Below are 25,197 nucleotides of genomic sequence, written 5' to 3' on the forward strand. Positions count from 1 at the left end.
GCTTCCATGTCGAAGCCTCTACCGTTCATCTTTATCAAACCCTTTATCATTCGTGGGTATGTTTTTGTCCTCTTGGGCATTTAACCGCTTTTCAAACGGATCCTTAAGATCATTGATATTCTCTCTGCCTGTTTCTTTCAGAACCTCTTTGTCAAGCTCGCTCTTCCCATCTGTTAGCCCTGCAACATAATCATGATCAACTTGTGGGGTCTTGAGGATGTCATGGAGAAGATCTGGCTCGTATTTTTGCAGGAAATAGCCATGATTAAATCCTTTCAGATAGTTTTCTGATGCTGCCATAACTCAAAATTGGTTTTGTGCGTGTTTCTCCAAATATGTTGCGATAGAATCCCGGTCGTAAAGAATGATTTTTTTACGGGGCTGTGTAAAACGGATCTCTCCGTTATCTCTTAGCTTCTGTAGGGTTGTTTTGGAGGAAATATTCAGCTTGGCCATGGCTTCCTCTTCCGGGATCCATTTCCAATCATCGGCCTTGAGGCCGGTATCCTTCTTTATTCTGGTCACAACATTATCGACCAGTTTATAAAATGCTTCTGTTTCAAGGCAGATGACTTCCATAAGGCTAAATTAAAAATTAATTACGCTATCCAAAGCATCATCGGCTTCTTTGTGAATGAAATTTGCCTGATAATTCAGGGTGGTTTTCAAATCACTGTGTCGGTAAAGTTTTTGCAGCATAAGCGGGTGGATTTTATCACCTGCAATATTTCCGAAGCTATGTCGGGCGATATGGTTTGATAAGTTTTTTTCTATTCCGCAGCTGGCAGCAATACGTTTTAAATATTTATTGAAAAGCTTTGTGGCATTTCTGGTTTTGATAAAAATATCCTGTGCATTGGCCGGATCAACATCTCGAAGGAAAGGGAACACATAACCATTATTCTGCTTACTTTCTTTTTTGTATCTATCCAAAATGACAGCGGCTTTATCAGGAATTTTTAGGCTAAGGGGTTTTTCGTTTTTATTCATGACATAGAACAACCTTCCATCTTGGAAATCTGACCATTTTAATTTCACAACATCGGAAATTCTCATACCTGCAAAGTAAAAGGACACCAACCAAACTTTATGGGTATGCCACATTGATGTATCTGGTTCCACGTCCAACGCCTCTATTAATTCCACCTCTTTTTCAGTCAGGCCTATTTTATGACCTGATCCAATCCGGATTTTTTCTTTTTCGCCAGCAAAGGGATAGTATTTTTGATCCACAATCCCATCCTTAATAGCAATATTAAACAGGGTGCGGATAAAGATAAGCTGGTTTGTCAGGGTGCGGTTTTTTTGTCCGAGGTAGGAAATTGAAAAGGTTTTGAATTTATTGATCCATGCGGCATTGATATCTTCAAAATACAGGGATTTATCTTTTTTAAATTCCTTTACCGCATCCATTAGGGTGTAATCGGATTTCCTGCCCTTACTGACGCGTTCCTTTCTTTTTTGGGTCAATACACCCATGGATTCCTTTTTATCCAATGAGGGTTTAAATTTGACGAATTCAGAAATGTTGTACAGGATGGATAGCTCAGGTTTTGCCACCGAATATTTCCCTTGTTCATATTTGCTCATGATCCGATCCGCAGCGACCGCAAAAAAGGATTCTTGACGGCTTTGGCCTTTGACTTTTCTTTTGAGATCTTTGGTGGTGACCTGATCACTGGCTTCAAACACCGCATCATTGGCTTCTGTGAGTTTTTTCATCAAAAAATTATTGAGCCGAACAGAATTGGGATAGGAGCGTTTTACTTTACCGGCTACATCGTCCCAATCTTTAGCGAGGATATATTGCCCCAAAAAGGTATAGCTAGTTTTGTAATCCTTGCTGATCCTAAGAGCGAGTGGGGCGGTTCCGTCTTTTCTTTCCTTGTTTTTGCGCCGTACAATTTTGATGGAGGCCATAATCCATGTATTTTAGTTACTTAAAGATACGAATTATTTTTAAAAAGGGGTACAGAATAGGTACAGAATAATTCGATTTTAATTGGTTTTTGATGGTCTGATATGAAGCATAAAACCTTCTTAAAACGCCATTTCGCATCATTTTAGATCATATTGAATCAAAGGTTGTAAGGCTCATAACCCAAAGGTCACAGGTTCGAGTCCTGTTCCCGCTACATTCGAAGGCACTGGAAACAGTGCCTTTTTTTGTTATTTTAAGGCCATGTTTACCGTATATGCCCTCTATAGTGAAAAATTCGATAAAATCTATATCGGATTTACTTCTGATCTTCAAAAACGCCTGATCTCACATAACGAGCTCGGTACAAAGGGATGGACGATTAAGTTTCGGCCATGGAAGCTTATCCATACCGAAACATTTGAATCCAAGAATGAAGCCATGGATAGAGAAAAATACCTCAAAACAGGGGTTGGAAGAGAATTTATCCGGAATCTCATTCCCGAAAATTAATACCCTGGGCTCTTATCCGCCGCGGCGGACACAGGTTCGAGTCCTGTTCCCGCTACATTCGAAGGCACTGGAAACAGTGCCTTTTTTTGTTATTTTTAAGGCCATGTTTACCGTATATGCCCTCTATAGTGAAAAATTCGATAAAATCTATATCGGATTTACTTCTGATCTTCAAAAACGCCTGATCTCACATAACGAGCTCGGGACAAAGGGATGGACGATTAAGTTTCGGAAATCAAAGCTCTCCTTTATTTATCCGTCCGATACCCCTCACTTCCAGGAATGCTTGCGGTTACTAAACAGGCGGTAGGAAAAGACAGAGCTAAAAGAAAATGAAAAACCCTTATCAGGAAGGGTTATCATCCGGCAAAAGCAAATCGGGTTTTGCCGATTCAATGGACATAGTCCCCACGACCTTTTTGGTCCAAAAAATGTAATATCGAAAAAGCCGCACCTTCTGGCAGTAGCGGTTTTAAATTGTTTGAAACAAGATCCTCTTTTGGACGGGAGAAGATATTGGCCCATAATCATTATCCCCCGGAGGTGGGCCTGGACCTCTCCGAATGTGTTCCGTTTTCAGTGCAATCATTTCGGATAAAGATCGCACCCTTTAACGCACTTTTATTTGCAGGCAGCAAGTAGTCGGATTCTGGAAAACAGGGGATTAATCGGATTTTTATGCTGCTCAATCAGCAATTCCGCTTCGGTCAGGGACTGAATTTTGAGATGGAATAACGGTAGGAATTTTATTTAAAACTTTCCTAATCCGATCAATTTGTATTCTATGATTCCTTTGAAGTAAAATTGGTAAATAGTTGAAGATTGCGTTTATCAGCGTTGTCATTAATGCGATGACATAGTGGCCCTTTATTATGATTAATATTACCACAATTTGAATAGCAATAAGTGCTGAAAAGTGGCCGAATTCAGATTGTCGGGTTTGGTATTCAAAATTTTCTAATCCCCATCTGGTGCCATCAAAATATTTTTTTCTGTTCTTCCCTTTACCCCAAAATAGAATGATAAGAAACTTTTTGAAAGATTCAATCTTTAACAATTTAGATAATTCTATAACCAAATGTGGATTATCTGTTCGATAATAATTTTCCCCCAAAAGTCGACTTGTTTTGTATGCAAACCCCATAAAGGCAAAAATCCCGGTAATAAACAAATTCAAAAGAATCGAGAATAAAATCTGAATTAAAATGTTAATTCCCGAAGCTTCTATATACCAAAGGGTTTTAACCATCTCATAAGACCTGTAGGCTAAGAATATTGCAATTAACGGAAATAAAATTTTCTTCACCACTTTCTATTTGGTTTATCAGCATTTACGGGAAAGGAATGTAGCCAATCAATTCCGCCATTTTTGTTAGCTATATAGCCATCTAAACTGCTTACAATAAATACACGGTTCTTCTTTCCCATTTATTTTTACGTCTTCGTTGCCAATAGGGGTGTAATCCTTTCATTAACTGGAAGTTCATTACAGCGTCCCGTTACTTTACCGGCTCAGCGGGAGAAGCAAATCCTGAAAATCGGACTTTACCTTCCTGTACGGCACATGTGCCTATCGCAATCCGAATGCCGGAACAACATATCCGTACCCGATCCCGCAGCTGTCGATACTACTTGCATCTTACTTACCTCCAATTTAAGCCTTTTTACGTTATGGAAAAATCACCGGGAATCAACAGGTCGGAAAGAAAGCGGCTTACCTCCTCTGATAAGCAACCAAAAGGCAAAACCGATCTCCGCAAGTGCCATGGGTAGGCTTGCGATCGTTTCGATAAACTCGATTTGTGGGGCATAGACGGGAAGGGCTATTTTGGCCAGGTGGATGCCCGTGTAACAACAACCGGCAAAAAGCAGCAACCCGCCAAAAAAGGAGGGGACGAACCTTGCTTTGACAGACAACAAGCCCAGCCCGAACAGGTGAAATCCAAAGAGTATCAATCCCTGGAACCAGATCGTTTCAAAACGCTGCAGCGCCAGCAAGGCTTCAGTGGCACCTGCAGCGGCTTCCGCCAGGGCAAGCGCCTCCACCAAATGGGCCACTGCCGCCAGTAATATGAATGCATATAGTGCCCGGACCAGGGCGGTGAGTGCCGAAAGCCGGGGATGGACTTCTTTCAGGAATCCGTACATACTGCCTGCTACCAACAGATCCAACAGCACAATCGCTCCCCATGCCACCATTCCATAGCGGAATAGCGTACCTGAAGACCGCAGGTTTCGATACGTATCCTGCGAGCTGTTCATATCGATCAGGCCTCCGTACACATAGCCGTAGGCGTAACCCGCAGCCAGGGCCATGGCGATCAGGGCCAGGCCAGAAAAAAGGGCCAATTTTCGTTTACTTGACTTCATCCACTTTCAATTTATTGGTAAACAACCCCTTTTTCAAAAAATAGCCAGTAAGGCTTACCTCTCCCAGGACCGCCGTAATCCCCACCAGGAGGGCCAGCCATTCCTCGTTTCCGGGAAAGAGAAAATCGCCAAACGATTCCATTTCGTACCCGATTCCAGCCAGTATCATCAAGGTACCCAGCAGACCGGGCAACGGTGACCGGTGCAGCAACAGCCCCAATAGCAGGCAGTGCAACCCAAAAAACACGCCGGAGATCAGGTACCCCCTCCATAAACAGCAGGCTCATGGATTGCAGTTGATTCGCATCAAATCCGGTCAGTAAATCCGGTACCAGAGCTGCTTGTAAGGCCAGGTAATGATTGAGCAGATTCAGGCTGCCGATCGCCGGATGGGCCAGAAGCCGCAGCACAGCGGCCGTCAACGCAAGTGTCTGGCCATAGGAACGAAACAGCCGATACAACCAGATGGAAATAATCGCGTCCAGCAGAAAAGCAGTCAGATCAAGTACCAGTCCCAGGCGAAACAGCCCTTCCTCGCCCACAATGTTTAGGGAGGTGGCCACCGCATCTTCCGGAACGACAAGACTGCCCCGGATGTAGCCCTGGCTGAAGCCAGCCAATACAATTACCATAAGGTACATGAGGCCTGTTTGCCTCATGTACGCTTTCTTTTCTGTTATTTCAAGTAGTCGATTCATCACCAATACCTTCAAAACGATTTATCGGGTGAATTCCACCACCGTCCCGCTGACTGTCAGGGTTCGCTTGTAGTAAAAGGGCGGAACGCCGCCCACATGTTCTTCGGTAAGAACATTGGTAAGGGTACGGCTACCGGAGGTCAAATCGGCCTCTTTTATCATGGCCGCGTAGGCTACGTTATAGAGACTTTTCCGGTTCGTCCCGCCGAAAATCAGTACGTAGTCGACCGATGCCGATCCTTTTACCTGTCCCAGCACCTCAAAATTTTTGCTTCCCAGATGTACTTCGGTGCTGTTTTGGTTTTGGTTTAAAATCCAGGCCTGATTGACCCCGCAAGATCCCAACCCGACAACTAAAGTCAGGGCAATAACTGCATTTCGTACGTTTTTCATGTTGTTTGTTGTTTTAGAATTGAATTGGATTGAAAGGATGTAAAGTCATCCGAGTTAATAATTAATAGGTTTCCTTTTTTGTGGCCGGAGTCGATGTATTGGTGTGCTTCGGAAAGCCTGGCCAGTGGATATTGCCGGTCTATCACCGTCCGGAGCTTGCCTGCTTGCTGGAGCTCCAGCACCTCGGCCAATAGGCCGCGAAGTTGTTCGTCGGAAAGTAAACCGGTCGCTTCAAAGACCGCCTTTTTAGAAGAAAAAAACCGGGTAAACAGCATTTGCATCAGCAGGGAAAATTTGAGTACCGGGGAGTAGTAGGTGCCCTGTTCTTTCAATACCCTCTTGCAGTCCGTGAAGGAGCGTTTGCCCAGGGTATCAAACATGAGGTCGTATCTGCTTTCACTCCGCGTAAAATCCTCTTTGGTGTAGTCCACCACATGGCAGGCTCCCAGTGATTTCACCAGACCGGCATTTTTGCCGCTGCATACGGCGGTCACCTCGGCTCCCAGGTGCCTGGCAATCTGTACCGCAGCCGTACCCAGGCTTCCGGAGGCTCCGTTGATCAATACCTGATCTCCCGGCTTTACCTGACCGAGACGCTTCAGGTAATTATAGGCCGTCAGGTGCCCGTCGCAGAAGGTGGCTGCTTCGGAAAAACCCAATGATTCCGGCAGGGGCAGTAAGACACCGCTGGCCTTTAGTGTCAGGTATTCGGCATTGGCACCAAATCCAAGGGTGGTTTCACCAAAAACCCGGTCCCCTACCTGGAAGTTGCGGACTTCGGCTCCTATTTCTGCTATGTATCCGGCAAATCCGGTTCCCGGTATGGCGTTTTTTGGTTTTCGTAGCCCCAGAAAAAGACGTGCCAACCAGGGCTTGCCGCTTCGCATCATGGCGTCGGCTGTCGTAGCCGATGAGGTGATCACTTTCACCAACACTTCATCCGGCGCCGGGTGGGGCTTGGCTACCTGCGTTACTTTCAGGATGGAAGCGGGGCCGTACCCTGTGGCACTGACCGCTTCCATTTTTTCATTATTCATGACTTTACCTTGTTGATTCGGAACAAAGTTGGGCCAATGAAGCGTCACAAAGGTTCGGGAAAAGTGAAAAGGGGTTCGGAATTATAATCCAGAACCAATTAACCGGATAAATGCCGGTTTTTCTGAAATTCTTTGGGCGTCATGCCGGTCTCTTTCTTGAATACGGTATTGAAAACGGTTTTGGAATTGAAACCGCTCTCGTAGGCCAGTCCAATCAGCGAAAAGCCTGCATTGCCGGGATCCGCTAGCAATTTTTTGAAATGCGCCACGCGGAAGCCGTTGACGTAGGCATTGAAGTTCTTGCCCAGCTTTTCGTTTAGTAGCCAGGACAGCTGGTTGGGGTGCATTTCCAGTTGGTTGGCAAGGGACCGAAGGGAAAGGGAAGGATCCAGGAAGGGACTCTCCGTTTCCATAAAGCGCTCCAATACCTGAAGGTAGTCGGTTGCGTCGGCTTCGCTTAGCTCGGCACTGTTCCGCTTTACGGGCCTGACCGGAGGGTTAGGGTTCGGTAGGGCAAAAATCCACTTCTGGAAGTCCTCAAATTCGAGGTTGTGCCGCAGAGGAGCTGCAAGCGGATCACCAAAAGCCAGCAAAAGAATGGAAGACCGGTGTTTAAATAATTTTTCCAATACGGAAAATGCCTTTTTGTCTTCGTTTAGCGCAGCATACACTAGAAACAGATAGGCATGCGCCTGAAAGGAAGTATCCCGGGATGCATTCCCCTCCAACTCGTCCAGAAGGGCGGGATATTTTTCCGCGGCTCCTTGCATGACCCAAAGCAGGCAGGCCAACCCCAACTTTTCATCCGGCATGATCCCCTCCGCGGGACTGCCAAAAATCAGCCTTTCTGCACGCTCAAACGCTTCCTTTTTAAGCAGCACATAAATTAAGGTAATCAGGGCAGGCAGGTTTTTGGCATTGGCTTCCAATAATTCCAGGAGCAAAACCTCCGCCTGATCGAAGAATTGAGAGCGGTAAAGAAAATACGCCTGGTAAAATTTGGTCTCCGGATTCAGCGGGTCAATAGATCGGGCATAGCTCAAATGTTCCCCGGCCTTTTTCATATCGTCCCGGAGCATGAAAAGAAATGCCAGAAACTGATGACCTTCGGCATAGGTCGGTTTGCTGGCAATGGCCTGCTGGCCATACCGCATGGCTTCGCCAAAATTGGCTTCGGTAAAGAAAGCCTCGTTGGCAAGTAGGTAATTCAGTGGAGCGTTATGGGTATCGATTTCGGTGGCGCGCTGCATGGATTCCATCGCCTTTTTCCAGGCTAATTCGCGGGGAGCAAAGCCGGCTACTGCCAAAAAACTGTATGCATCGGCCAGTCCGGTATGGGCATCGATCAGGTCCGGATCGGACTGAAGCGCCTTTTCAAAATGGCCAATGGCCTGATATACGTCTTCGGGATTCCATTTGTTAAAAAGTGATTTCCCCTGCAAGTAATGCCGGTAGGCCTCCACCTTGCTGGTAGGTGCCTGCACCAGCTGATCGGCAATGTCCAGGTGGCCCAGGTGTTCGCGCAACTTGTCCGCGATCCGAAGGCTGATTTCATCTTGTATGGCAAAAATGTCTTCCATCTTTCTGTCCCAGCTTTCGGACCAGAAATGGGAATCGTCCGACACCTGTATCAACTGAGCGGTAATGCGCAAGCGATCGCCACTTACCCGCAGGCTTCCTTCGAGTAGGTTGGCCACATCCAGTTCACGGCCTATTTCTGTCAGCGGCCGGTTTTGTCCTTTAAAGAAGAAACTGGAGGTCCGGGAAGTCACTTTCAGCTGTTCGATTTTAGCCAGTGCATGGATGATTTCCTCCGTTATGCCGTCGCAAAGATAGTCGTTCTCTTTTCCGGGACTCATGTTGACAAAAGGCAACACGGCAATGGATTTTGGATGGATCATCGTTCGGTTTCGTTGCGTCGGCAGGCGTACGGTTGGAAGTAGAAAATACGTGGTCTAAGTTATTGATTTTTTTTGAAAAGGCGGCGATCTGGCCGGGATAGCGTAGACCTCGTCTGTTTAAAGCAGCCGTTCGAATGCCGCTTACACATGGTAATCGTGCGGTTTTATTGTACTAAATGCCGCCGTGTTCCAATAACCTGATGCGAGAGGCCAGGAAACAAATCGATGCTTTCTGACTACCACAAAAACCTTCCTGATGCGGTTCTGGCAAGGTCAACCCACAATCCGGAAAAATGGGGCCGAACGTAAAAAAGAATCTGCCAGGCCAGGAATGGGTATACAGGTCGATAACCTGGCCTGTGAGCTTGGTTAATGCTTGGGATATTAGGCCAGAGCTTCATCCCGATATTTTTGAATCAGGAAAGCTATTCATTATGAGCAAGTTAACAGTGCCATCAATTGTATGTCTTTTTCAAGAAATCTGTAACCTTAATTTCGAACTGGTGGTAGGGCGGAAAAATTGTACTTACTAAGCCTATTAGGGCCGAGATAAAAATGTTTGGGCAACAGGCATCAACGATAATTTCGTTATCATGAAACGTAATTTGTGCGCCAATCAGGGCAGACTTTCGTACGATTATACTTTTTTGAGGTTTCGAGTCAAATGTGTAAATGGAGTAATTGGAGAATTGACTCTTCAAAACCTCAGTTAATTCGTTAAAGTTCGGTAATTGTGTTCCCTGAACGATCATCGTTTTTCCGGTTAGTAAGCATCTAATATACGGATAAATAGTAAAGTAGTTGGATTTAGTTTGTATGAAATACCCCTAAGCCCTATTTAAAGCTACGTTTTAGTAGGCGAGTGGCACGGATTCCCACCATGTCCATTGAATTTAGTTTTTAAAAAGTCATTTTGGAGAAATTAGCCCGGCTGGGCGGACTTTTCATTTCCAGCTATGCCGTCATATAATCGGAAATGGGTGGTGGGATACTCCCTGATTTTTCTGCGTAATGCCTGAATCAAAAGACTGACTTTAGGTCATCGGGTCTGTTTACTTATTTTAAAAACCTTCTTCTGTTACCTCTGCTTGCGTTTGCACCTTTCACATTTCCGCCTCCCCAGGTAAGACCAGATTTTCGTTCTCGAAAGGGGGAATTGTTCATTCCCCAACCGGTGAATTTTGATTTTTCAGCAGATAGTCGTTCAATTTTTGCCGGAGTATCTTTGTATGATTTTATAATTCGGTCTATTCTTTTCGCATACCGATACCGGTCTACCATGATGAGCGGGACACATACCAGGGCTAACAGCAGGACTCCTGTCAGTAGCCATACTTCCGCAAATGGAACAGGCGCAATCCATCCGATGAGACCAATGATCAACAACAATCCACCTAGAATACCGGAACTATAAATAATCGTTTTCATGTGTTTTTTTTTGATTTTTTTAGACCAGATGGAATCTCGCATGCTTTATTATCATCCCCCTGTGTGACGCATTCGTCATGCCTGTCTGCCTTTGGCAGGCTCGATTTTATGTCGCAACTTTAATTAGATTTTTGCTTTGACCTGTTCGATCAGCTCCAGTCTTTTTACGATAGCGCCTTTAGGCAAAATCGTTCCCGGAGACAAAACAGCGTTTGCTCCAATTTTCGAACCATCTCCAACTAAGGCCCCGAATTTTTCCAGCCCCGTATCCACTAACTCGTCTTTAAAACGCACTAGAATTCGTTTGTCCTCCCGTTCGTTATAGTGATTTGCGGCAATGGAACCTGCCTCAAAATTGACATTGCTACCAATGATGCTATTCCCGATATAATTTAAGTCTGCAATGGCAGTACCGGAAAAAATAAGGCTGCTTTTGATCTCAGAAGAAGGCCCGATTTTCACCGAGCAGTCCAAAAAAACACCTTCCCTGAAATAGGCGTGGGCCCCTACCCGACATTTCTCTCCTATAATTACCGGGCTCTTTAAGGTTACCCCATTATCCACAGTAGCTGTCTTATGGATGGCAATACCATTCTCCACCGTGTAACCCGGTCCAAGATCGGGTAGCATTCGCTTTATGATTTCTTCTAGCTCTGCCACAATTCTCCATGGCAGGCGATAGTCCTCTGTTTGGAGAAATGAGGGGACATCCGAAATAAAATACTTAATATCAATCATTTATCGGCTATTCTTTGTCGACATGGTTTATGGATTAGCAGCGGTTTTCTGGCCGAGAACATTGCTTTTCATCAAATTTCTTTTTGTATGGACGACATCCACCATGTCCAAAAACCGATTTTCGGAGTTGAGAAGGGGAATCAATCGCTCGTTACTAAGGAGTATTTTTTCTGCTAAGTGCTCCTTTGAATTCGTTTCCAGACTTCGAATGGCATCCGTCTGTATCCACTCTCCGCAGATCTCTCTCAGCTCGTTGATGTTCAGAAACCGGGCCTTCTCCAGCGTCAACCCGTCTTTCAGCAGTACCCAGCCCTTTTCTATCTCCTGTGTTGGATCCCGCTCCACGCCCAACTCTTCCTTCCGGGGATATTCCTTTTGAATGCCTTTCAAAAACAGCTTCACCAGTTGGGTAATTTTCCAGGTATCAGCCGCCTTCATGCTGTCCTCTCCATCCGGAAAAACTTCCAGCAATGCCTTCGTGTAGGCCTTGGATAGAAAGGGAAAATGATCCGACAATTGCAGTCGCAAGCTTCTGGAATCTATATAACCAATAAATTTTTTGTGAATCGAATCATGGGAGTCAACGAATACCCAGTAGCGGACCCCTTTTAATTTCGACAAAATCGCTGAGAAAATGTACAATCGAGACGTTAACCAGGCCTTTCCCCCATAAATGTCAATGCTTGCGTAGTCGTAGCTGCCTGCTTTACTGAATTGCTCCATCAGGTCCATAACACCGCTGGAAAAGTCATCGGACTTTACGCTGGTTCGAATGTCCCCTACGTATTCATTACTCCAGGAGGAGGAAAATTCCTTTGCCTTTTCAAATTCCAATTCGATGCCCATTGCGCCGATTTTGGTGGTGCGATCCAATAACTGGGGGATGTATTTTTTCAAAAAGAACAAGATAAGCAATACGGTAATGGGCCAAACCAGTTCCTGAAACAATGGAAGCCAGGTATCCAGGGAGCTTAAAGGTGTCATTTTCGAAGCGTACATTGCCTTTATTTTTGTGCAACAGACAATTTACGCAAGAAAAATTAAATATTTCGAGGTACTCTCTGATAGAAAAGTACATTTCAATCATTTATTTTGGGTTTCAGGCTCTTAGGCTAAAGAAGAGTAAGCTGCAGTGTCAATTACTAGCCTGGTGGTAGCTATACCAGCCTAAATCTGGAGCCAAACGACAGTGTCATTTTTGAAATCACCTGGATTCAAGAGAAATCCGGATGATTGGGATTAATCAGGTAGTTAAACTCCTGTGGAAAGATGCAAGTGGGCACCTTCTATAGGGCAGATTGGCAATCAGGGGAATAGGTAGGGGAAATGATTTTATGTCAGTTTCACCCCCCTAAATTCATTCTTTTTTTATGGTTAAAAAAAACACAGCACCCCACATGAACAAACTACTACCTTCCGCCCTCCGCCCAATTTATTGTCTTTTACTTCCCTAAATCTCCTGAATAAGGCATTTTAGAAGCCTCTATTCAAAGGGAAGAAGCCATCAATTGAAACAGCTGCTTTTGATTCCAAATTAAATGAAATTGCTCCTGATCCACCACTAAAAAAAACCAGTCCCTTGTGGCGACTGGTTTTTTAAGGATCCACAGAAGGCCATTAGAGGGTGATGGACCTGTACCCTAACTCCTGCAATCCAAACATGTAGATCAATCCATTGTCCGTAATGGGAGTCTCATCCGGCAACAGTGTTTTATCTACTCCAAATTGCTGAATAGATAGCCCGCAGACCAGAATCTTAAGACCGTGGTCAGATACCGTATTTTTGATCAGGCTTTGCAATTCCGCATCTTCAGAAATTTCCTTTACCAGCATACCGCAAGCCACAATTTGAAAATCTATTTTTTCACTTTCGGATTTGAATGCAATACCGGTTTTTATTCCGGCCTTTAAATGCTGGGCTTTCATAACCAACATGGCATACTTGCCATCCTTTCGGATAGCTTGCTCGGTTTCCCTGATAGCCTCAGCCGTTTGTGCATTGGACAGACTCAAGCTAAGGGTTAGCAAAGCGATAAATGTGATCAGTGATATTTTCATTATTTCTTTATTTATTATAAATACTGTACACTTTTGGATCATTTATGATGAAAAACAACAAGCCTCCAAAAAGGGCCACGTTTTTCCACAATGGCCCGTGAATCCAACCATTGCCTAGCTGTACGGTAATCGTAATTGGAATCAGGACCAAAAATAAAACAAGCGCTGCCCAGCGTGGGAAAACCCCCAGAAGGAAAGACAGCCCGGCAATTAATAACACGTAACCCGTCCCTATTCCTAACAGGTACGGATCACCAAAAAAAGCGGCAAATGAATTAAAAGCAGCCGAATGAATGCGCTGTGCGACCTGCTCCGGATTGGTCAGGTGAGCAATTCCAGCCATTATAAATATTCCGCTAAGCATTATTCGGAACAGGAGTACGGAAACCCCACTCACCACAATTGATTTGTTCATTGTTTAATAATTTCTTTGTTTGATAAAAAATCACCTATTCATTCAGGAAGGTGGTATCAAATCAGAAATTGTTGATAAAAAAGATAGGTAGGAATTTTTTCTTTTTGTTGATTATAAAAATGGAATGAAAGATTGGTTTTAAGACCGGATAAAATAGGCGCTTCATTCGAAAAATGGCGAAAATTAGCAATATCAATTTGTTTCTCTTCCTTTTTATGCTCCTTTTCCAGCCTAAGAAAAGTCAAACAAGCATTTTTATTCTGTTTTTGAGTAGGTTGATTGGATGTATTTGCAAACGATACTTGCGAAAATTCTCTCTTTAAGGAACAGGGAATAGCTATTAATGCTACCAGCGCAAAAACAATTATTTTCCTGTATCCAAATAGAGAGAAAATCATAACCAGTGAATTGTCATTAATTTAAACAAGGTTTACGAGAAATCAGGCATGATGGTTATTACTTGTTTTCACTCCTTAAAAAATCACCATAAAAAGCATAAAACCAGGACAAATACCAGCAAAATTTCAAAAAAAGCAACTTTTGAAAAGATTTCCGGGGGCTGATGCCCCTGGAAACTTCCCTATTTGTACTTCTGCTTTCGTTGTGAGGGTAAGGACTACCTGGTAAACTCTACCACCGTGCCACTCACCGTGATGGTTCTTTTGTAATAAAACGGGGGGACTCCACCCACATGCTCTTCCGTCAGAATGTTGGTTATGGTTCGCGAACCGGAGGTCAGATCAGCCTCCTCAATCATGGCGGAATACGCTTCATTAAACAAGTTTCTTCGTTTCTGTCCTCCGAAAACAAGGATGTAGTCCACCTCAGCGGTTCCCTTTACCTGACCCAGAACCTCGAAGTTATTGCTTCCAAGATTAACCTGCGTATTATTTTGATTCTGATTGAGTATCCAGGCCTGATTGACACCACAGGAACCCAGGCCGAAAATAAGTGCCAGTCCAAGAATGATATTTCTGGTTTTTTTCATAGTAGACGGTAGTTTTTGTTTGAAAATCGTTTTAGGAATGAATGAATTTTTGGAGGTAACCGGTAAAACAGATTGGGCTCCTGCAGGAGCAGTTTCGCAACCCTTAGCAGCTATCCAAAGCTATTCTCCTTTCACGTATTTCCGCCAGTTATGTTGCTCTTTAAACCCCAGCACTTCCCGTATTTTTCGATTGGAAAACAAGGCTTCATGTTCTTCCAATTCCCGGGTAACCGACACACCAGGGAAAAACCTCTCAGCCAATTCCTTGCTGGGGATAATCGCTCCATTGTGGTCGTTCCCGGCATTGAATACCTGGTAACCCAGCCCATCCTTTTTCACGCATAAATCCACTATCTGCCCCAGATCACGGGCATCGATGTAGCAAAAGGCATTTCGACGCCGCACTTCGGGGTGTTTGAAGTAATGGGGAAACAGTTCCTGGTATTCGTGGGGTTCAATCACATTTCCTATCCGAAGGGCATAGATATCGCCTCCTGACCGTCGCTGGAAGGCGCGGGCCGTTTTTTCGTTTACCACCTTGGATAGCCCGTAACTATCCATGGGGTCCACATCATAGTCTTCTTCCAGGGGAAGGGAATGGGGGTCGGTAGGGCCGTCTGAAAAACAAACGCCGTAGGTGGTCTCTGAGGAAGCGATGATAATCTTCCGGATGCCCAGCTTTACGGCCGCTTCGATCACATGATAGGTTCCCATGGTGTTGACCCTGAAGGTTTCATTATCAGGGTTGATGAGGATGCGGGGCACGGCAGCAAAGTGAACCACCGCATCAAAGGGGGGCACCCCACCTCCCGGTTCCAACTCATCAAGGCCCACATAGGAGCTCATGGCATTAAACATTTGGCCGGAATCGGTAATATCGGCAATAAGGTTATCCACTCCCGGATGATCCAGGGGTTTCAGGTCTACATTCATCACCCGATGTCCCTGATCGAGCAGGTAGGGGATCACGTGTTTTCCTGCTTTTCCGGATCCTCCGGTAAAGAAAATTCGTTTTTTAGTCATATGATATGGTTTAATCGTTGTTGTTCAGTCCAAATCAGGCGAACCCAATGTCCGATGTGGTCTTCGCTGATTTATGTTTTAACAGCAATTATTATTCCTGTTGCCCAGTTCTGTTTTGTCACATTCAAATCGCTTCTGCGGTCTAAAGAGTTCACAAAATCAACCGTCTTTTCCTGGTGTCCTTCGGGCCAATTTGCCTGAGGTACCATGTCATCCCTTCGGGATTTTTCTAGGTAATGATCCAATAAAGAGGTCCCCTACTTCTGAAAGCCAATGACTGCTTTTTTCGCCTGTTGGAAGTTCCTTTTCTGAAAATTAAATATATCCGATAGGGTCATCGCATTGCTGGTAGATTCGTGGTTCATCTCCCTAAGCAGTTGATTGGCTTTCTCAGGAACCAGTGGCTGGAATTCATAGTAGGCGATCATCCTTCCTTTTCTCAGCAGGGCCTTGTCAATTTTATCGATGCTGGTATTAAAGGTACAAATGATTTTAAAGTTCAAATAGTCACTGAACAGCCCGTCTGTCAATTGCAGAATAGTAGAAACCACCGAAGTTTCATTCACCTGCTCCCGGCTCGTCAATACTTTTTCTGCATCTTCAATTATTAATACGGCATTTTGGTTTTTGAGAAGAAAGGAAATAAAGTTGGGGTGGAGCAATTCATTGATAAATTCATTTTGTATAAAAATAAAACTCTTTTCCTGATGCCTGCTAATCAGGTTCTTAATGTAGGAGGTTTTACCGGCTCCCGGCACCCCATGCAGCAAGATTAACCCCGCCTTGTCTATGTCCAATGAGGCTTCAATAAGGTTATTTATTTCGGCAAAGTCATCGTTATACATTTTTTGAATATCACACTCGAAACTGTCTGTTTTTACCTCCTGGGTGAAAAATCCGTTATCGTTTCTTGACAAAACTTTAAAGCCCGGGGTTCGGTCCAGACCAAACCTGGTCCTTAACTTACGGTTGGTTTCAATCACCCATTGTTCCAGCTCCACATCAGAGGCATCATACAAGGTATCCACATACAATTGATCGAATTCCAATGACAGCCAAATGAGCAATTTTTTGGCTTTGCTTTTCAGTAGGTATTGGTAGGGAAAATCTTCACTATAATCGGCTGCTTTGGTATCCTGGGTATTCCAATGTTTAAAAACCACTCCCAACTCCTGCGATGCCAGGTCGATCGCTTCAAGCACGGTTTCCATTTGTGCCCTATCCATTTTAAGCGGCGTTTCAAAGCCCAGACTGGAAGGCAGTTGATCAAAGCATACTGAAAAGTAGGAGTACCTTTCAAATTCATTGTAGTAATTGAATGAATTTATTAATTCAGCCATTTGATTTTTTGAGATAGAGATTCCAATAGCCCGATGCTTTGCTATTTTTTAAGTTGTAATTTTAAACCCATAAATAATGGGATTTAAATCCTCATGTCTTGGGAAGTTTTACTGTTTTTGTCCAATAATTTTTAAGTGTGTTTACAATTTCATCCAATTCAAAAATATCATCAGGTTTTACTATATAGGAGTTGGATTGTCCTTTATAGGCCTTCAAAATATCCTCTTTCCTGGATGAGGTGGTCAGCATAATCACCGGGATGTGCTTAAAACGATCCATCCCCTTAATTTTTCTCAAAGCTTCCTGCCCATCCATAATTGGCATATTTATATCCATCAGAATCAAATGGGGTTCCTCTGCGTCCTCATAGGGCACTTCTTTTTTCAAAAAACTTATGGCCTTTGCACCATCTGGGACGTGATAGATTTTACTAATAAAATCCTGATCTTGCATGGCCTCTCTCAGGAGTAAAGCATCTACCGCATTGTCTTCAACCAATAGAATTTTTAGTTTGACCATGATTTTATCATTTAGGTAAAGTAAATTTAAAGATAGTTCCCGTTGGTTGGTTGTTTTCATACCAAATTTTTCCTCCCATGGCTTTTACTATTTTTTTGCAGTTTGCCAGCCCTATCCCGGACCCACTGTATTCCGTATCCGTATGAAGTCTCTTAAATACCTCAAATACCTTTTCCTGATATTCAGGGGCAATACCTATGCCATTGTCAGCCACACTAAAGGTCCAGGTGGCCTCGTCCTCACATGCTTCAACCTTGATTTCGGCGACATTTCCTTCAGGCTGATACTTTATGGCATTGTCTATTAAGTTCGTGAATAACTGAATGAAAGAACTTGCGTCACCGGTTACTACCGGTAAATCAGATTTACTAAGTTTAACCGGGTCCTTAGCATGGTCTTGATTAAAAGTAGAAAAAACAATGTCCATCAAATCATTGAGGTCTATTTGGTCCTGACCCACCTTACCGGTATTAGAAAAATCAAGAATATCGGTGATTAATTTTTTCATTCTTTTGGCACTCTTGTAGGCATGATCGATATAGACATGTGCCTTATTATCTAGCTGTTCACTATATTTTTTTTGTAAAATGGACAAAGATGCAGTGATCCCCCGCAGTGGCTCCTTCAAATCATGTGCGGCGATGTAAGCAAACTGCTCCAACTCTTCATTTAAATGGCCTAATTCAATCTGACTCCTTCTGAGCTCCAACAGCTTGACCGTTTGCCTCGCCAGCATTTGAAGCTGCTGCAATTGCTCATCAGTCAAGCGAGCCGGCTTATCGTCAATAACGCACAGGGTACCCAGGGGAAAACCATTGCTATTGACCAATGGCATGCCGGCATAAAAAATCACGTGCGGTTTCCCGGTGGTCAAGGGATTGTCAAAGAACCGCACATCTGTTCGCGCATCCTCTACCACAAAACATTGATCCGGGTGGTTAATGGCATGGGCACAAAAGGAAAAATCCCTGGGTGATTCACTGGTCTCCAAACCATGGTGAGAAAGAAAGCATTGCTTCTCATGGGTCACCAGGCTGATAAGAGAAATTTTTGTCTTACAAATTTGCGCAGCCATGGAAGTAAGAAAATCAAAATCATCTTCTTCGGCGGCTCCGATAATATTGTAGGATTCTAATTCCCTGAGCCTGAGTTTCTCATTTACGGGTACCTCTGGTATTTGCATATTGTAATGAGTTATTTGCCAACATCCATACACACTTGCCTAAATTAGCGTTTGGTGTATATGTCCAAAGGAAACTGCCTCCATCCCAGGTTTCTAAAGTTAAATTAAGCATTTACAATTTAGTATCCAGCTTAGTCACCATATTTAATTTAACCCGGATTAGGTATTAGGTGTCGTTATGAACGCTGAAATTGCAAGAAAATCAGGCATTTTGAAAACGGAGGCACAGTGCCGCTATGGTGAAGTTGAAAACTGCAACGATTGACTGATTTTGAAGTAATTTCAGTCTGCAATAGAATTCCTAATGCATATTTCGGGTTTTACCTTATCAGCTATAAGGGCTAGCCTTTCTTACCATAAGATCTGAACCCATCCATTGAACAGGATTCACAAAAAGGTCTTCCCAACTGATCGGGAAATAAACAGGTGCACAGGTAGGGCATCCATGACAGCAGTAGGAGCCATCTGGATTTTACCCTATCTTGAAAATCCAGGATCCGGATGGATATATTCAATAGATGGCAAAAAGGGTAGATGCCTGTCTAAAGACGCTTTAGCGCTGATTCATTGGCTTCCAGAATACGGTCCAGGTGCTCCTGTTCCAGGGCAGTGGATAGAAACAGACTTTCATATTGGGAAGGAGCGAGGTAAATCCCCTGATCCAGCATGGCCCTGAAATACTTGCCAAAAAGCTCCGTATCACAGGTCTGGGCATCTGCGAAATGCTTCACTTTTATATCGGTGAAGAAAAGGCTGTACATGCTCCCGATATGGTTAATGGTATAGGGCAAGCCCAATTTGTCCAGACTGCCTTGGATTCCTCCTACAAGGGTGCTACCGGTTTGTTCTAAACGGGTATATACATCCGCATTCTGATGCAGGTGTTGCAACATGGCCAGTCCGGCAGCCATGGCTATTGGGTTTCCGGAGAGGGTTCCTGCCTGATAGACCGGTCCATCCGGAGACACAAACTCCATGATCTCCTTTCTTCCTCCATAGGCTCCCACAGGCATTCCCCCACCAATGATCTTACCCATGGTGGTCAGGTCAGGCTTCACACCCATGACTTCCTGTGCTCCCCCTTTGGCCAATCTGAAGCCTGTCATGACTTCATCAAAAATCAGGACTATACCTTCTTCATCACAGATTTTTCTCAAACCTTCCAGAAATCCCGGCTCCGGTAAAACACAACCCATGTTTCCGGCTACCGGCTCCAGGATCATGGCTGCAATTTCATCCTTATTGGCCTCTACCAGCAACTTTACTTTTTCTAAATCATTATAGGGGGCTAACAAGGTGTCCATGGCTGTTCCCTGGGTCACACCCGGGGAATCCGGATTTCCCATGGTAATGGCTCCAGATCCGGCAGCAATCAAAAAACTATCTCCATGACCGTGATAGTTTCCTTCAAACTTGATAAATTTATCCTTACCTGTATATCCTCTGGCAACTCTTATTGCGGACATGGTAGCCTCTGTCCCACTATTGACCATCCTTACTTTTTCCACAGAGGGTACCATCCTGGTAATCAATTCGGCAATTTCCACTTCCTGTGCTGTAGGTGCGCCAAAGGAGGTGCCATTTTCCATGGCCTTGATCACCGCCTCCCGGACTTCGGGATGATTGTGGCCCAATACCATGGGACCCCAGCTGTTAATCAGCTCAATAAACCGATTGCCATCTGCATCAAAAATATAGGGACCATCAGCTTTGGAAATAAAAAGGGGGTTTCCTCCCACAGCCTTGAAAGCCCTTACGGGAGAGTTGACCCCCCCTGGTATAAAATTTTTGGCTTTTTCGAAAAGTTGTTTGCTTTTTTCTGTAATCATATCTGATTTATTCTTCTTCAATGGTCAAAACTCCTTCTTCAAGCCTCAAAATGGGCACAAAATGATTGGATCTCTTCCCGGAAAAGTCAAATCCGAAAGTCAGCTTTCCTTTCTGATAACCGCTTCGATCCAGGTTAGCCTGAAACTCAAAGCCCTTACTTCCGTTAATCACCTGACTGACAAAACCGGCCAATTCATACCCTATGTACACATAGGAAGAAGGATAGGTTTTGTAGGTTTCCATATAACGATTTCTGAACTCATCCAGAATTTCATCATTGAAATCCACCGTATTGTTACCTACAAAATGGAAGTTCTGTGTTTCCATCATTTCATAGTTTGCAAAATTGAAATACAACCAACTTTCCATAACCACTACAGGAATGCTGGACCCCAGAGATTCCACCATGGCAAAAACCGGGGAGGCTACATTGGGGTCATCCGAGAAAATCACCATCAGGTCTACTTCAGGATCCTCGTCATTTCGCAAGCCCAGGCTTTCAAAAAAATCCCGCATATCGGGTGTATTGATCTTCTTGTTTTCGATAATCTCCAAGCCACTTCTTCCGGCCATCTCAGCAAATAATCTGGCCAATTGTTCATCACGGCTTGCACCTGAATAAGCGAGCGCAATCCTTCTTCCTTCAAACCTTTTGCAGTAGTCAATCACTTTCTCGCTAATGGATTGGACGGAGGGTCTGAACAAATAAGAGTGGCTAAATTCCCTGATGTTTTCGTCCATATTGGAAAGGGGATTGACCTGAGGAATTTGATACAAATTGGCAAATTCAGCTACCAGGGCGGTCTCTTCCGGATAAATCGGTCCCAAGATAATATCAGCCTTTTTCAAAAAAGGATCTCCGAGGATGGCCCTTACTTTCTCAGCATTCCGCTCGGTGTCAAACGTCTGGAAATTAAGCTCCACGCCTTCTTCTTTTGCTTCCTCCAGGGCCAGTTGAATCCCCTGATACAATTGCAATACAAAGTTATTTTCCATAAGTGATCCTACTCCCGAACCTCCCTCATAATTGAAAGGTAATATCACCGCAATATCCAACACCTGGTCTTTTTCCCCTGCGGGACCAGCATCACCTATTTCAAATGCCTTCCTTCTTATCTCCTCATAAACCGTCCGCTCATTGCTGGACATGGATCCCTGTGATTCCAGCACTTGTTTCAAGGCCATTACCAAACCCATATTATCAGGATATTGGCCATATTGAGCAGCCAATACGCTGGACGAACTAACCTTTAAAAACTCATAAGTTGCTTTATCTGCCTCGGATTTTAATTCCTCCGAGCTTATGGCTGCTATCTGCTTTAGGGCCTCGGAAGGCGCAGATAACTGAAAGTGAGACAGTGCCAACAAATACCGGGCTTCATCCGAAGCAGTCCAGTCCCTTTGTTCCAGCAGCATAAGGAGGGCATTTTTAGCCAATTCATACTGCCTGTTGCCATAAGCAGCACGGGCAAAGTGGTACCTGGCAAAACCAGAGAGGTTACCATACTTTTCCCGGTCGAGATAGGGTCTTAACAGCTCCATGGCTTCCACATGGTTTCCCTGATCGATGAACTCCCTGGCACGCTCGTAATTGGCAGATTCCTCCTGGGCAAATACCAGTCCTAAGGAAAATAAAAAAAAGATGGCGGATAGAATTATTTTCATGATTGGCAGATTTTTATAGGCAAGGTCAGTCAAATTTCATACCTTTTTTTAAAGGTACAGCTTTGGCGACTGAAATTCGAATTTAGAGGTTTTTGAAGCAATCTCATTTCAGGTTTTGAGGGAATTTATTCCCATTCAATGGTGGCAGGAGGCTTGGAACTGATATCATAAACTACCCGGTTGACTCCTTTCACTTTATTGATGATGTCATTGGACACTTTTCCCAAAAACTCATAGGGAAGATGGATCCAATCTGCGGTCATGCCATCAACGGAAGAAACTGCCCTAAGGGCTACCACCCTTTCGTAGGTTCTTTCATCACCCATGACGCCTACCGACTGAATCGGAAGCAGAATGGCTCCGGCCTGCCAGACCTGATCATATAGACCGGCTTCTTTGAGTCCCTGTATGAATATGTAATCTACCTCCTGAAGGGTCTGAACCTTCTCAGGAGTAATATCTCCCAATATCCTGATTCCCAGACCCGGGCCGGGAAAAGGATGCCGCCCGATGATGGCATCCGCTATATCCAGGGCCTTGCCTACCTCCCTTACCCCATCCTTAAACAGGGTTTTCAGTGGCTCCACCACTTTCAAGTTCATGAAATCCGGCAATCCACCCACATTGTGATGTGATTTGATGGTGGCAGAAGGTCCGTTTACAGAGACAGATTCAATAATATCCGGATAAATGGTACCTTGCCCCAGCCACTTGACTTCCTTAATTTTATGGGCTTCCTGATCGAAAATCTCAATAAATGTCCTTCCTATAGCTTTTCTTTTTCCTTCAGGATCAGATATTCCCTTCAGGGCATCATAAAACTTTTGTCTGGCATCAACGCCAATCACATTCAGTCCCATGTCCTTGTAGGAATCCAATACCTCTTCAAATTCATTCTTTCGCAACAAGCCATTGTCCACAAACACGCAGGTAAGCTGGTCCCCGATAGCCCGGTGAATCAGGGTAGCTGCCACAGAGGAATCAACCCCTCCGGAAAGCCCCATCACTACCCGGTCGGTACCAATGGTTTTTTTCAATTCATCTACGGTGATGTCTATGAATACATCTGAGGTCCAATCCTGAGAGCAGTCACAGATCTGCACCACAAAATTTCTCAACAAATTCTTTCCTTCCGTAGAGTGGGTCACCTCTGGATGAAATTGAATACCGTAGGTTTCCTCTCCCTGAATTTTATAGGCAGCAATCCTTACTGATGGAGTACTGGCGATGACATCAAAACCCTCAGGCAGTTCCTTGATGGTATCCCCATGTGACATCCAAACCTGGGAGCCATGGGTCATTTCCTTGAAAAGGTGGGCATGGGTATCCAGATGGGAAAGACTGGCTCGTCCATATTCCCTGATTTCTGAGGGTGCCACATTACCACCGTATTTCTGCGCCATCAATTGCGCCCCATAACATACAGCCAATATGGGGAGCTTACCCCTGAAAACATCCAGGTCCAGATCCGGAGCCCCCTCATCTCTAACCGAGCAGGGACTCCCTGATAAAATGACTCCTTTGATATCAGAAGTAAGGGGTGGGATTTTATTATAAGGATGAATTTCACAATATACATCCAGCTCCCTGACCCGCCTGGCAATAAGTTGGGTGTACTGGGAACCAAAGTCAAGAATCAGAATCTGTTCGGCCATGCGCAAAGTTAACCAGCCCCTACCAAATCCCGAAATAAAAAAGGCAATTTTCAAAAGAATGTTTGGATCAATGCCAATATCAATCGTCCTCAGCATCGGAAGACTCCCCTTTGAAAAGGGTGTCCAGTGCTTCTGCATCCCATCCATTTTCCCGCAAATGCCTGGCAAAAACCTCATTGAAACCATGGGTCAGGTATACCTTGCTCGCTCCGGTGGCGGCTATGGTTTGATTCAGACCGGTCCAGTCGGCATGATCGGATAATACAAAGCCTGCATCGGCGGCCCTCCTCCTCCTGGCCCCTCTGATATTCATCCAACCCGAACAAATAGCAGTCCGGAAAGGCGCAAACTGTTTCATCCAGGAGCTTCCTGCGGCGGAAGGTGGAGCCAATATCAAAGCCTTCCTGTAATTTTTATTAGGTATTTCACGGCTTACTTTCTGGACCTCAGGTAAAACTATTCCGTCTGCTGCCAGGGCTTCGTTGGTGTTCCGGATGGCGCCATGAGCAAAGACAGGACCCAGATCCATCTCCAGGTGCCGGAGGATCCGCTGGGCTTTTCCCAATGAGTAGGCAAACACCACGGAGCACCGGTCTTCCCGGGAATTGCTTTCCCACCACTGATTCAGTTCAGCAAAAATTTTATCCTGCGGCTCCCAACGGTAAATCGGTAAACCAAAGGTGCATTCTGATACAAAGGTATGGCAAGGAACCGGAGAAAAAGGGCTGCTGATACCATCGGCTTCGGTTTTATAATCACCACTGATAACAGCCACCTGCCCCTGGTGTTCTAGCCTGACCTGCGCAGATCCGGGTATATGTCCTGCAGGATGTAAAGACAGCTTTACCCCATTTATACTTATTTGTTTTCCATAGGGAAGCGTTTCCAGCTGTATGCCTGCACCCAGGCGGTATTTCAAAATTTCTTTGGATTGGTCTTGTGCCAGGTAGTGTTTCATCCCCCAGCGGGCGTGGTCGGCATGGGCATGCGTGATGATCGCCTTATCCACCGGCTTCCATGGATCTATGTAAATCCCGGCCTGGGGACAAAAAATCCCGCTATTGTCAAGCGTTATCAAATGCGGTCTTAATTTTTTTTGCTAATGCCTCCATTTCCTCCGAGGGAACTTTTAACTTGGGTCGGTTAAAATTGATATCATCCATACTCCTTAATGGTACCAGGTGAATGTGGACGTGGGGGACTTCCAGGCCGATAACGGCCACGCCAATTCTGGTACAAGGCACCACACTCTCCTGCGCCTTGGCTACCTTTTTGGCAAAAAGGTGAAGGCTGCTGTACAACTCATCCTCCAGGTCATAAATGTAATCAATTTCTTTTTTGGGTACTACCAGTAAATGTCCCTTGACCAAAGGCATGATATCCAGGAAAGCAATATGTTGCTCATCTTCGGCGACAATGTATCCCGGAATTTCTCTATTAATGATTTTAGTAAATATGGAAGACATGATTCAGGAGCTTAATTATTCTACACAAAAAAATCCCGATGCAATGCTATCGGGATGA

The 25,197-nt window shown here is 44.6% G+C and carries 26 protein-coding genes and 1 pseudogene; 2 read left to right on the top strand and 25 right to left on the bottom strand.

What is annotated here, in order from left to right:
- Nucleotides 1–18: 18 nt before the first annotated feature.
- From GL182_RS19100 to GL182_RS19110, 3 genes are read right to left on the bottom strand one after another with little or no spacing between them, the layout of a single operon-like run.
- Complete coding sequence (locus GL182_RS19100; RefSeq protein WP_163381388.1) at nucleotides 19–300, bottom strand: hypothetical protein; 282 nt, start codon at nucleotides 298–300, stop codon at nucleotides 19–21.
- Between the two features lie 3 nt (nucleotides 301–303).
- Entirely contained in the window at nucleotides 304–579 is a 276-nt protein-coding gene (locus GL182_RS19105) for a helix-turn-helix domain-containing protein (protein WP_163381389.1), read from the bottom strand.
- A 9-nt stretch (nucleotides 580–588) separates the two neighbouring features.
- Nucleotides 589–1,920, bottom strand: a complete 1,332-nt coding sequence (locus GL182_RS19110; RefSeq protein ID WP_163381390.1) for a site-specific integrase — start codon at nucleotides 1,918–1,920, stop codon at nucleotides 589–591.
- Between the two features lie 262 nt (nucleotides 1,921–2,182).
- On the opposite strand from GL182_RS19110, the gene GL182_RS19115 reads away from it, so the two are divergent.
- Nucleotides 2,183–2,431: a GIY-YIG nuclease family protein gene (locus GL182_RS19115; protein ID WP_163381391.1), complete on the top strand. Its 249-nt coding sequence runs from the start codon at nucleotides 2,183–2,185 to the stop codon at nucleotides 2,429–2,431.
- A 103-nt stretch (nucleotides 2,432–2,534) separates the two neighbouring features.
- Complete coding sequence (locus GL182_RS19120; protein ID WP_163381392.1) at nucleotides 2,535–2,741, top strand: GIY-YIG nuclease family protein; 207 nt, start codon at nucleotides 2,535–2,537, stop codon at nucleotides 2,739–2,741.
- A gap of 375 nt (nucleotides 2,742–3,116) precedes the next feature.
- Here the strand turns inward: GL182_RS19120 and GL182_RS19125 are convergent, their stop codons facing one another.
- The 22 genes and pseudogenes from GL182_RS19125 to GL182_RS19230 all read right to left on the bottom strand — a co-directional run bounded on the left by GL182_RS19125 (nucleotide 3,117) and on the right by GL182_RS19230 (nucleotide 25,139).
- Nucleotides 3,117–3,740, bottom strand: coding sequence for a hypothetical protein (locus tag GL182_RS19125; RefSeq protein WP_163381393.1), 624 nt, complete (start codon nucleotides 3,738–3,740; stop codon nucleotides 3,117–3,119).
- A gap of 371 nt (nucleotides 3,741–4,111) precedes the next feature.
- Nucleotides 4,112–4,801, bottom strand: coding sequence for a DUF4386 domain-containing protein (locus tag GL182_RS19130; protein WP_163381394.1), 690 nt, complete (start codon nucleotides 4,799–4,801; stop codon nucleotides 4,112–4,114).
- Nucleotides 4,788–5,499 (bottom strand): annotated as a pseudogene (locus GL182_RS19135) (DUF4386 domain-containing protein). Before GL182_RS19135 ends, GL182_RS19130 begins: the two are co-directional and overlap by 14 nt.
- A 21-nt stretch (nucleotides 5,500–5,520) precedes the next feature.
- Complete coding sequence (locus tag GL182_RS19140) at nucleotides 5,521–5,892, bottom strand: DUF6567 family protein (protein ID WP_163381395.1); 372 nt, start codon at nucleotides 5,890–5,892, stop codon at nucleotides 5,521–5,523.
- Complete coding sequence (locus GL182_RS19145; RefSeq protein ID WP_240469893.1) at nucleotides 5,889–6,929, bottom strand: NAD(P)-dependent alcohol dehydrogenase; 1,041 nt, start codon at nucleotides 6,927–6,929, stop codon at nucleotides 5,889–5,891. The genes GL182_RS19140 and GL182_RS19145 overlap by 4 nt, the downstream gene beginning before the upstream one ends.
- Before the next feature lie 98 nt (nucleotides 6,930–7,027).
- Nucleotides 7,028–8,830, bottom strand: a complete 1,803-nt coding sequence (locus GL182_RS19150) for a helix-turn-helix domain-containing protein (RefSeq protein WP_205603690.1) — start codon at nucleotides 8,828–8,830, stop codon at nucleotides 7,028–7,030.
- A 1,056-nt stretch (nucleotides 8,831–9,886) separates the two neighbouring features.
- The gene (locus GL182_RS19155; protein ID WP_163381396.1) at nucleotides 9,887–10,258 is read right to left on the bottom strand and encodes a hypothetical protein; all 372 of its coding nucleotides are present in this window, start codon (nucleotides 10,256–10,258) and stop codon (nucleotides 9,887–9,889) included.
- A 123-nt stretch (nucleotides 10,259–10,381) separates the two neighbouring features.
- A complete protein-coding gene (locus GL182_RS19160) occupies nucleotides 10,382–10,996 on the bottom strand; it encodes a DapH/DapD/GlmU-related protein (RefSeq protein ID WP_163381397.1) in 615 nt (204 codons plus the stop codon).
- Nucleotides 10,997–11,023: 27 nt separating this feature from the next.
- Nucleotides 11,024–11,995, bottom strand: a complete 972-nt coding sequence (locus tag GL182_RS19165) for a hypothetical protein (RefSeq protein ID WP_163381398.1) — start codon at nucleotides 11,993–11,995, stop codon at nucleotides 11,024–11,026.
- 618 nt (nucleotides 11,996–12,613) lie between these two features.
- Entirely contained in the window at nucleotides 12,614–13,054 is a 441-nt protein-coding gene (locus GL182_RS19170) for a DsrE family protein (protein WP_163381399.1), read from the bottom strand.
- Between the two features lie 7 nt (nucleotides 13,055–13,061).
- Nucleotides 13,062–13,469: a DoxX family protein gene (locus GL182_RS19175; protein ID WP_163381400.1), complete on the bottom strand. Its 408-nt coding sequence runs from the start codon at nucleotides 13,467–13,469 to the stop codon at nucleotides 13,062–13,064.
- Between the two features lie 56 nt (nucleotides 13,470–13,525).
- Entirely contained in the window at nucleotides 13,526–13,867 is a 342-nt protein-coding gene (locus GL182_RS19180; RefSeq protein ID WP_163381401.1) for a hypothetical protein, read from the bottom strand.
- A gap of 218 nt (nucleotides 13,868–14,085) precedes the next feature.
- The gene (locus GL182_RS19185) at nucleotides 14,086–14,457 is read right to left on the bottom strand and encodes a DUF6567 family protein (protein WP_163381402.1); all 372 of its coding nucleotides are present in this window, start codon (nucleotides 14,455–14,457) and stop codon (nucleotides 14,086–14,088) included.
- Nucleotides 14,458–14,577: 120 nt separating this feature from the next.
- The gene (locus GL182_RS19190) at nucleotides 14,578–15,480 is read right to left on the bottom strand and encodes an NAD-dependent epimerase/dehydratase family protein (RefSeq protein ID WP_163381403.1); all 903 of its coding nucleotides are present in this window, start codon (nucleotides 15,478–15,480) and stop codon (nucleotides 14,578–14,580) included.
- 257 nt (nucleotides 15,481–15,737) lie between these two features.
- Complete coding sequence (locus tag GL182_RS19195) at nucleotides 15,738–16,820, bottom strand: AAA family ATPase (RefSeq protein ID WP_163381404.1); 1,083 nt, start codon at nucleotides 16,818–16,820, stop codon at nucleotides 15,738–15,740.
- Nucleotides 16,821–16,911: 91 nt separating this feature from the next.
- A complete protein-coding gene (locus GL182_RS19200; protein ID WP_163381405.1) occupies nucleotides 16,912–17,340 on the bottom strand; it encodes a response regulator in 429 nt (142 codons plus the stop codon).
- A gap of 7 nt (nucleotides 17,341–17,347) precedes the next feature.
- Nucleotides 17,348–18,523, bottom strand: coding sequence for an ATP-binding protein (locus GL182_RS19205; protein ID WP_163381406.1), 1,176 nt, complete (start codon nucleotides 18,521–18,523; stop codon nucleotides 17,348–17,350).
- Nucleotides 18,524–19,065: 542 nt separating this feature from the next.
- Complete coding sequence (gene hemL, locus GL182_RS19210) at nucleotides 19,066–20,352, bottom strand: glutamate-1-semialdehyde 2,1-aminomutase (RefSeq protein ID WP_163381407.1); 1,287 nt, start codon at nucleotides 20,350–20,352, stop codon at nucleotides 19,066–19,068.
- A gap of 7 nt (nucleotides 20,353–20,359) precedes the next feature.
- Nucleotides 20,360–22,018: an ABC transporter substrate-binding protein gene (locus tag GL182_RS19215; RefSeq protein WP_163381408.1), complete on the bottom strand. Its 1,659-nt coding sequence runs from the start codon at nucleotides 22,016–22,018 to the stop codon at nucleotides 20,360–20,362.
- Between the two features lie 125 nt (nucleotides 22,019–22,143).
- Nucleotides 22,144–23,673: a glutamine-hydrolyzing GMP synthase gene (guaA, locus tag GL182_RS19220; RefSeq protein WP_163381409.1), complete on the bottom strand. Its 1,530-nt coding sequence runs from the start codon at nucleotides 23,671–23,673 to the stop codon at nucleotides 22,144–22,146.
- A 79-nt stretch (nucleotides 23,674–23,752) separates the two neighbouring features.
- The gene (locus tag GL182_RS19225; RefSeq protein WP_163381410.1) at nucleotides 23,753–24,751 is read right to left on the bottom strand and encodes a ligase-associated DNA damage response exonuclease; all 999 of its coding nucleotides are present in this window, start codon (nucleotides 24,749–24,751) and stop codon (nucleotides 23,753–23,755) included.
- A complete protein-coding gene (locus tag GL182_RS19230) occupies nucleotides 24,738–25,139 on the bottom strand; it encodes an HIT family protein (protein ID WP_163381411.1) in 402 nt (133 codons plus the stop codon). The genes GL182_RS19225 and GL182_RS19230 overlap by 14 nt, the downstream gene beginning before the upstream one ends.
- Nucleotides 25,140–25,197: the final 58 nt, after the last annotated feature.

The organism is Cyclobacterium sp. SYSU L10401 (genome assembly GCF_010993705.1).
GTDB lineage: Bacteria > Bacteroidota > Bacteroidia > Cytophagales > Cyclobacteriaceae > Cyclobacterium.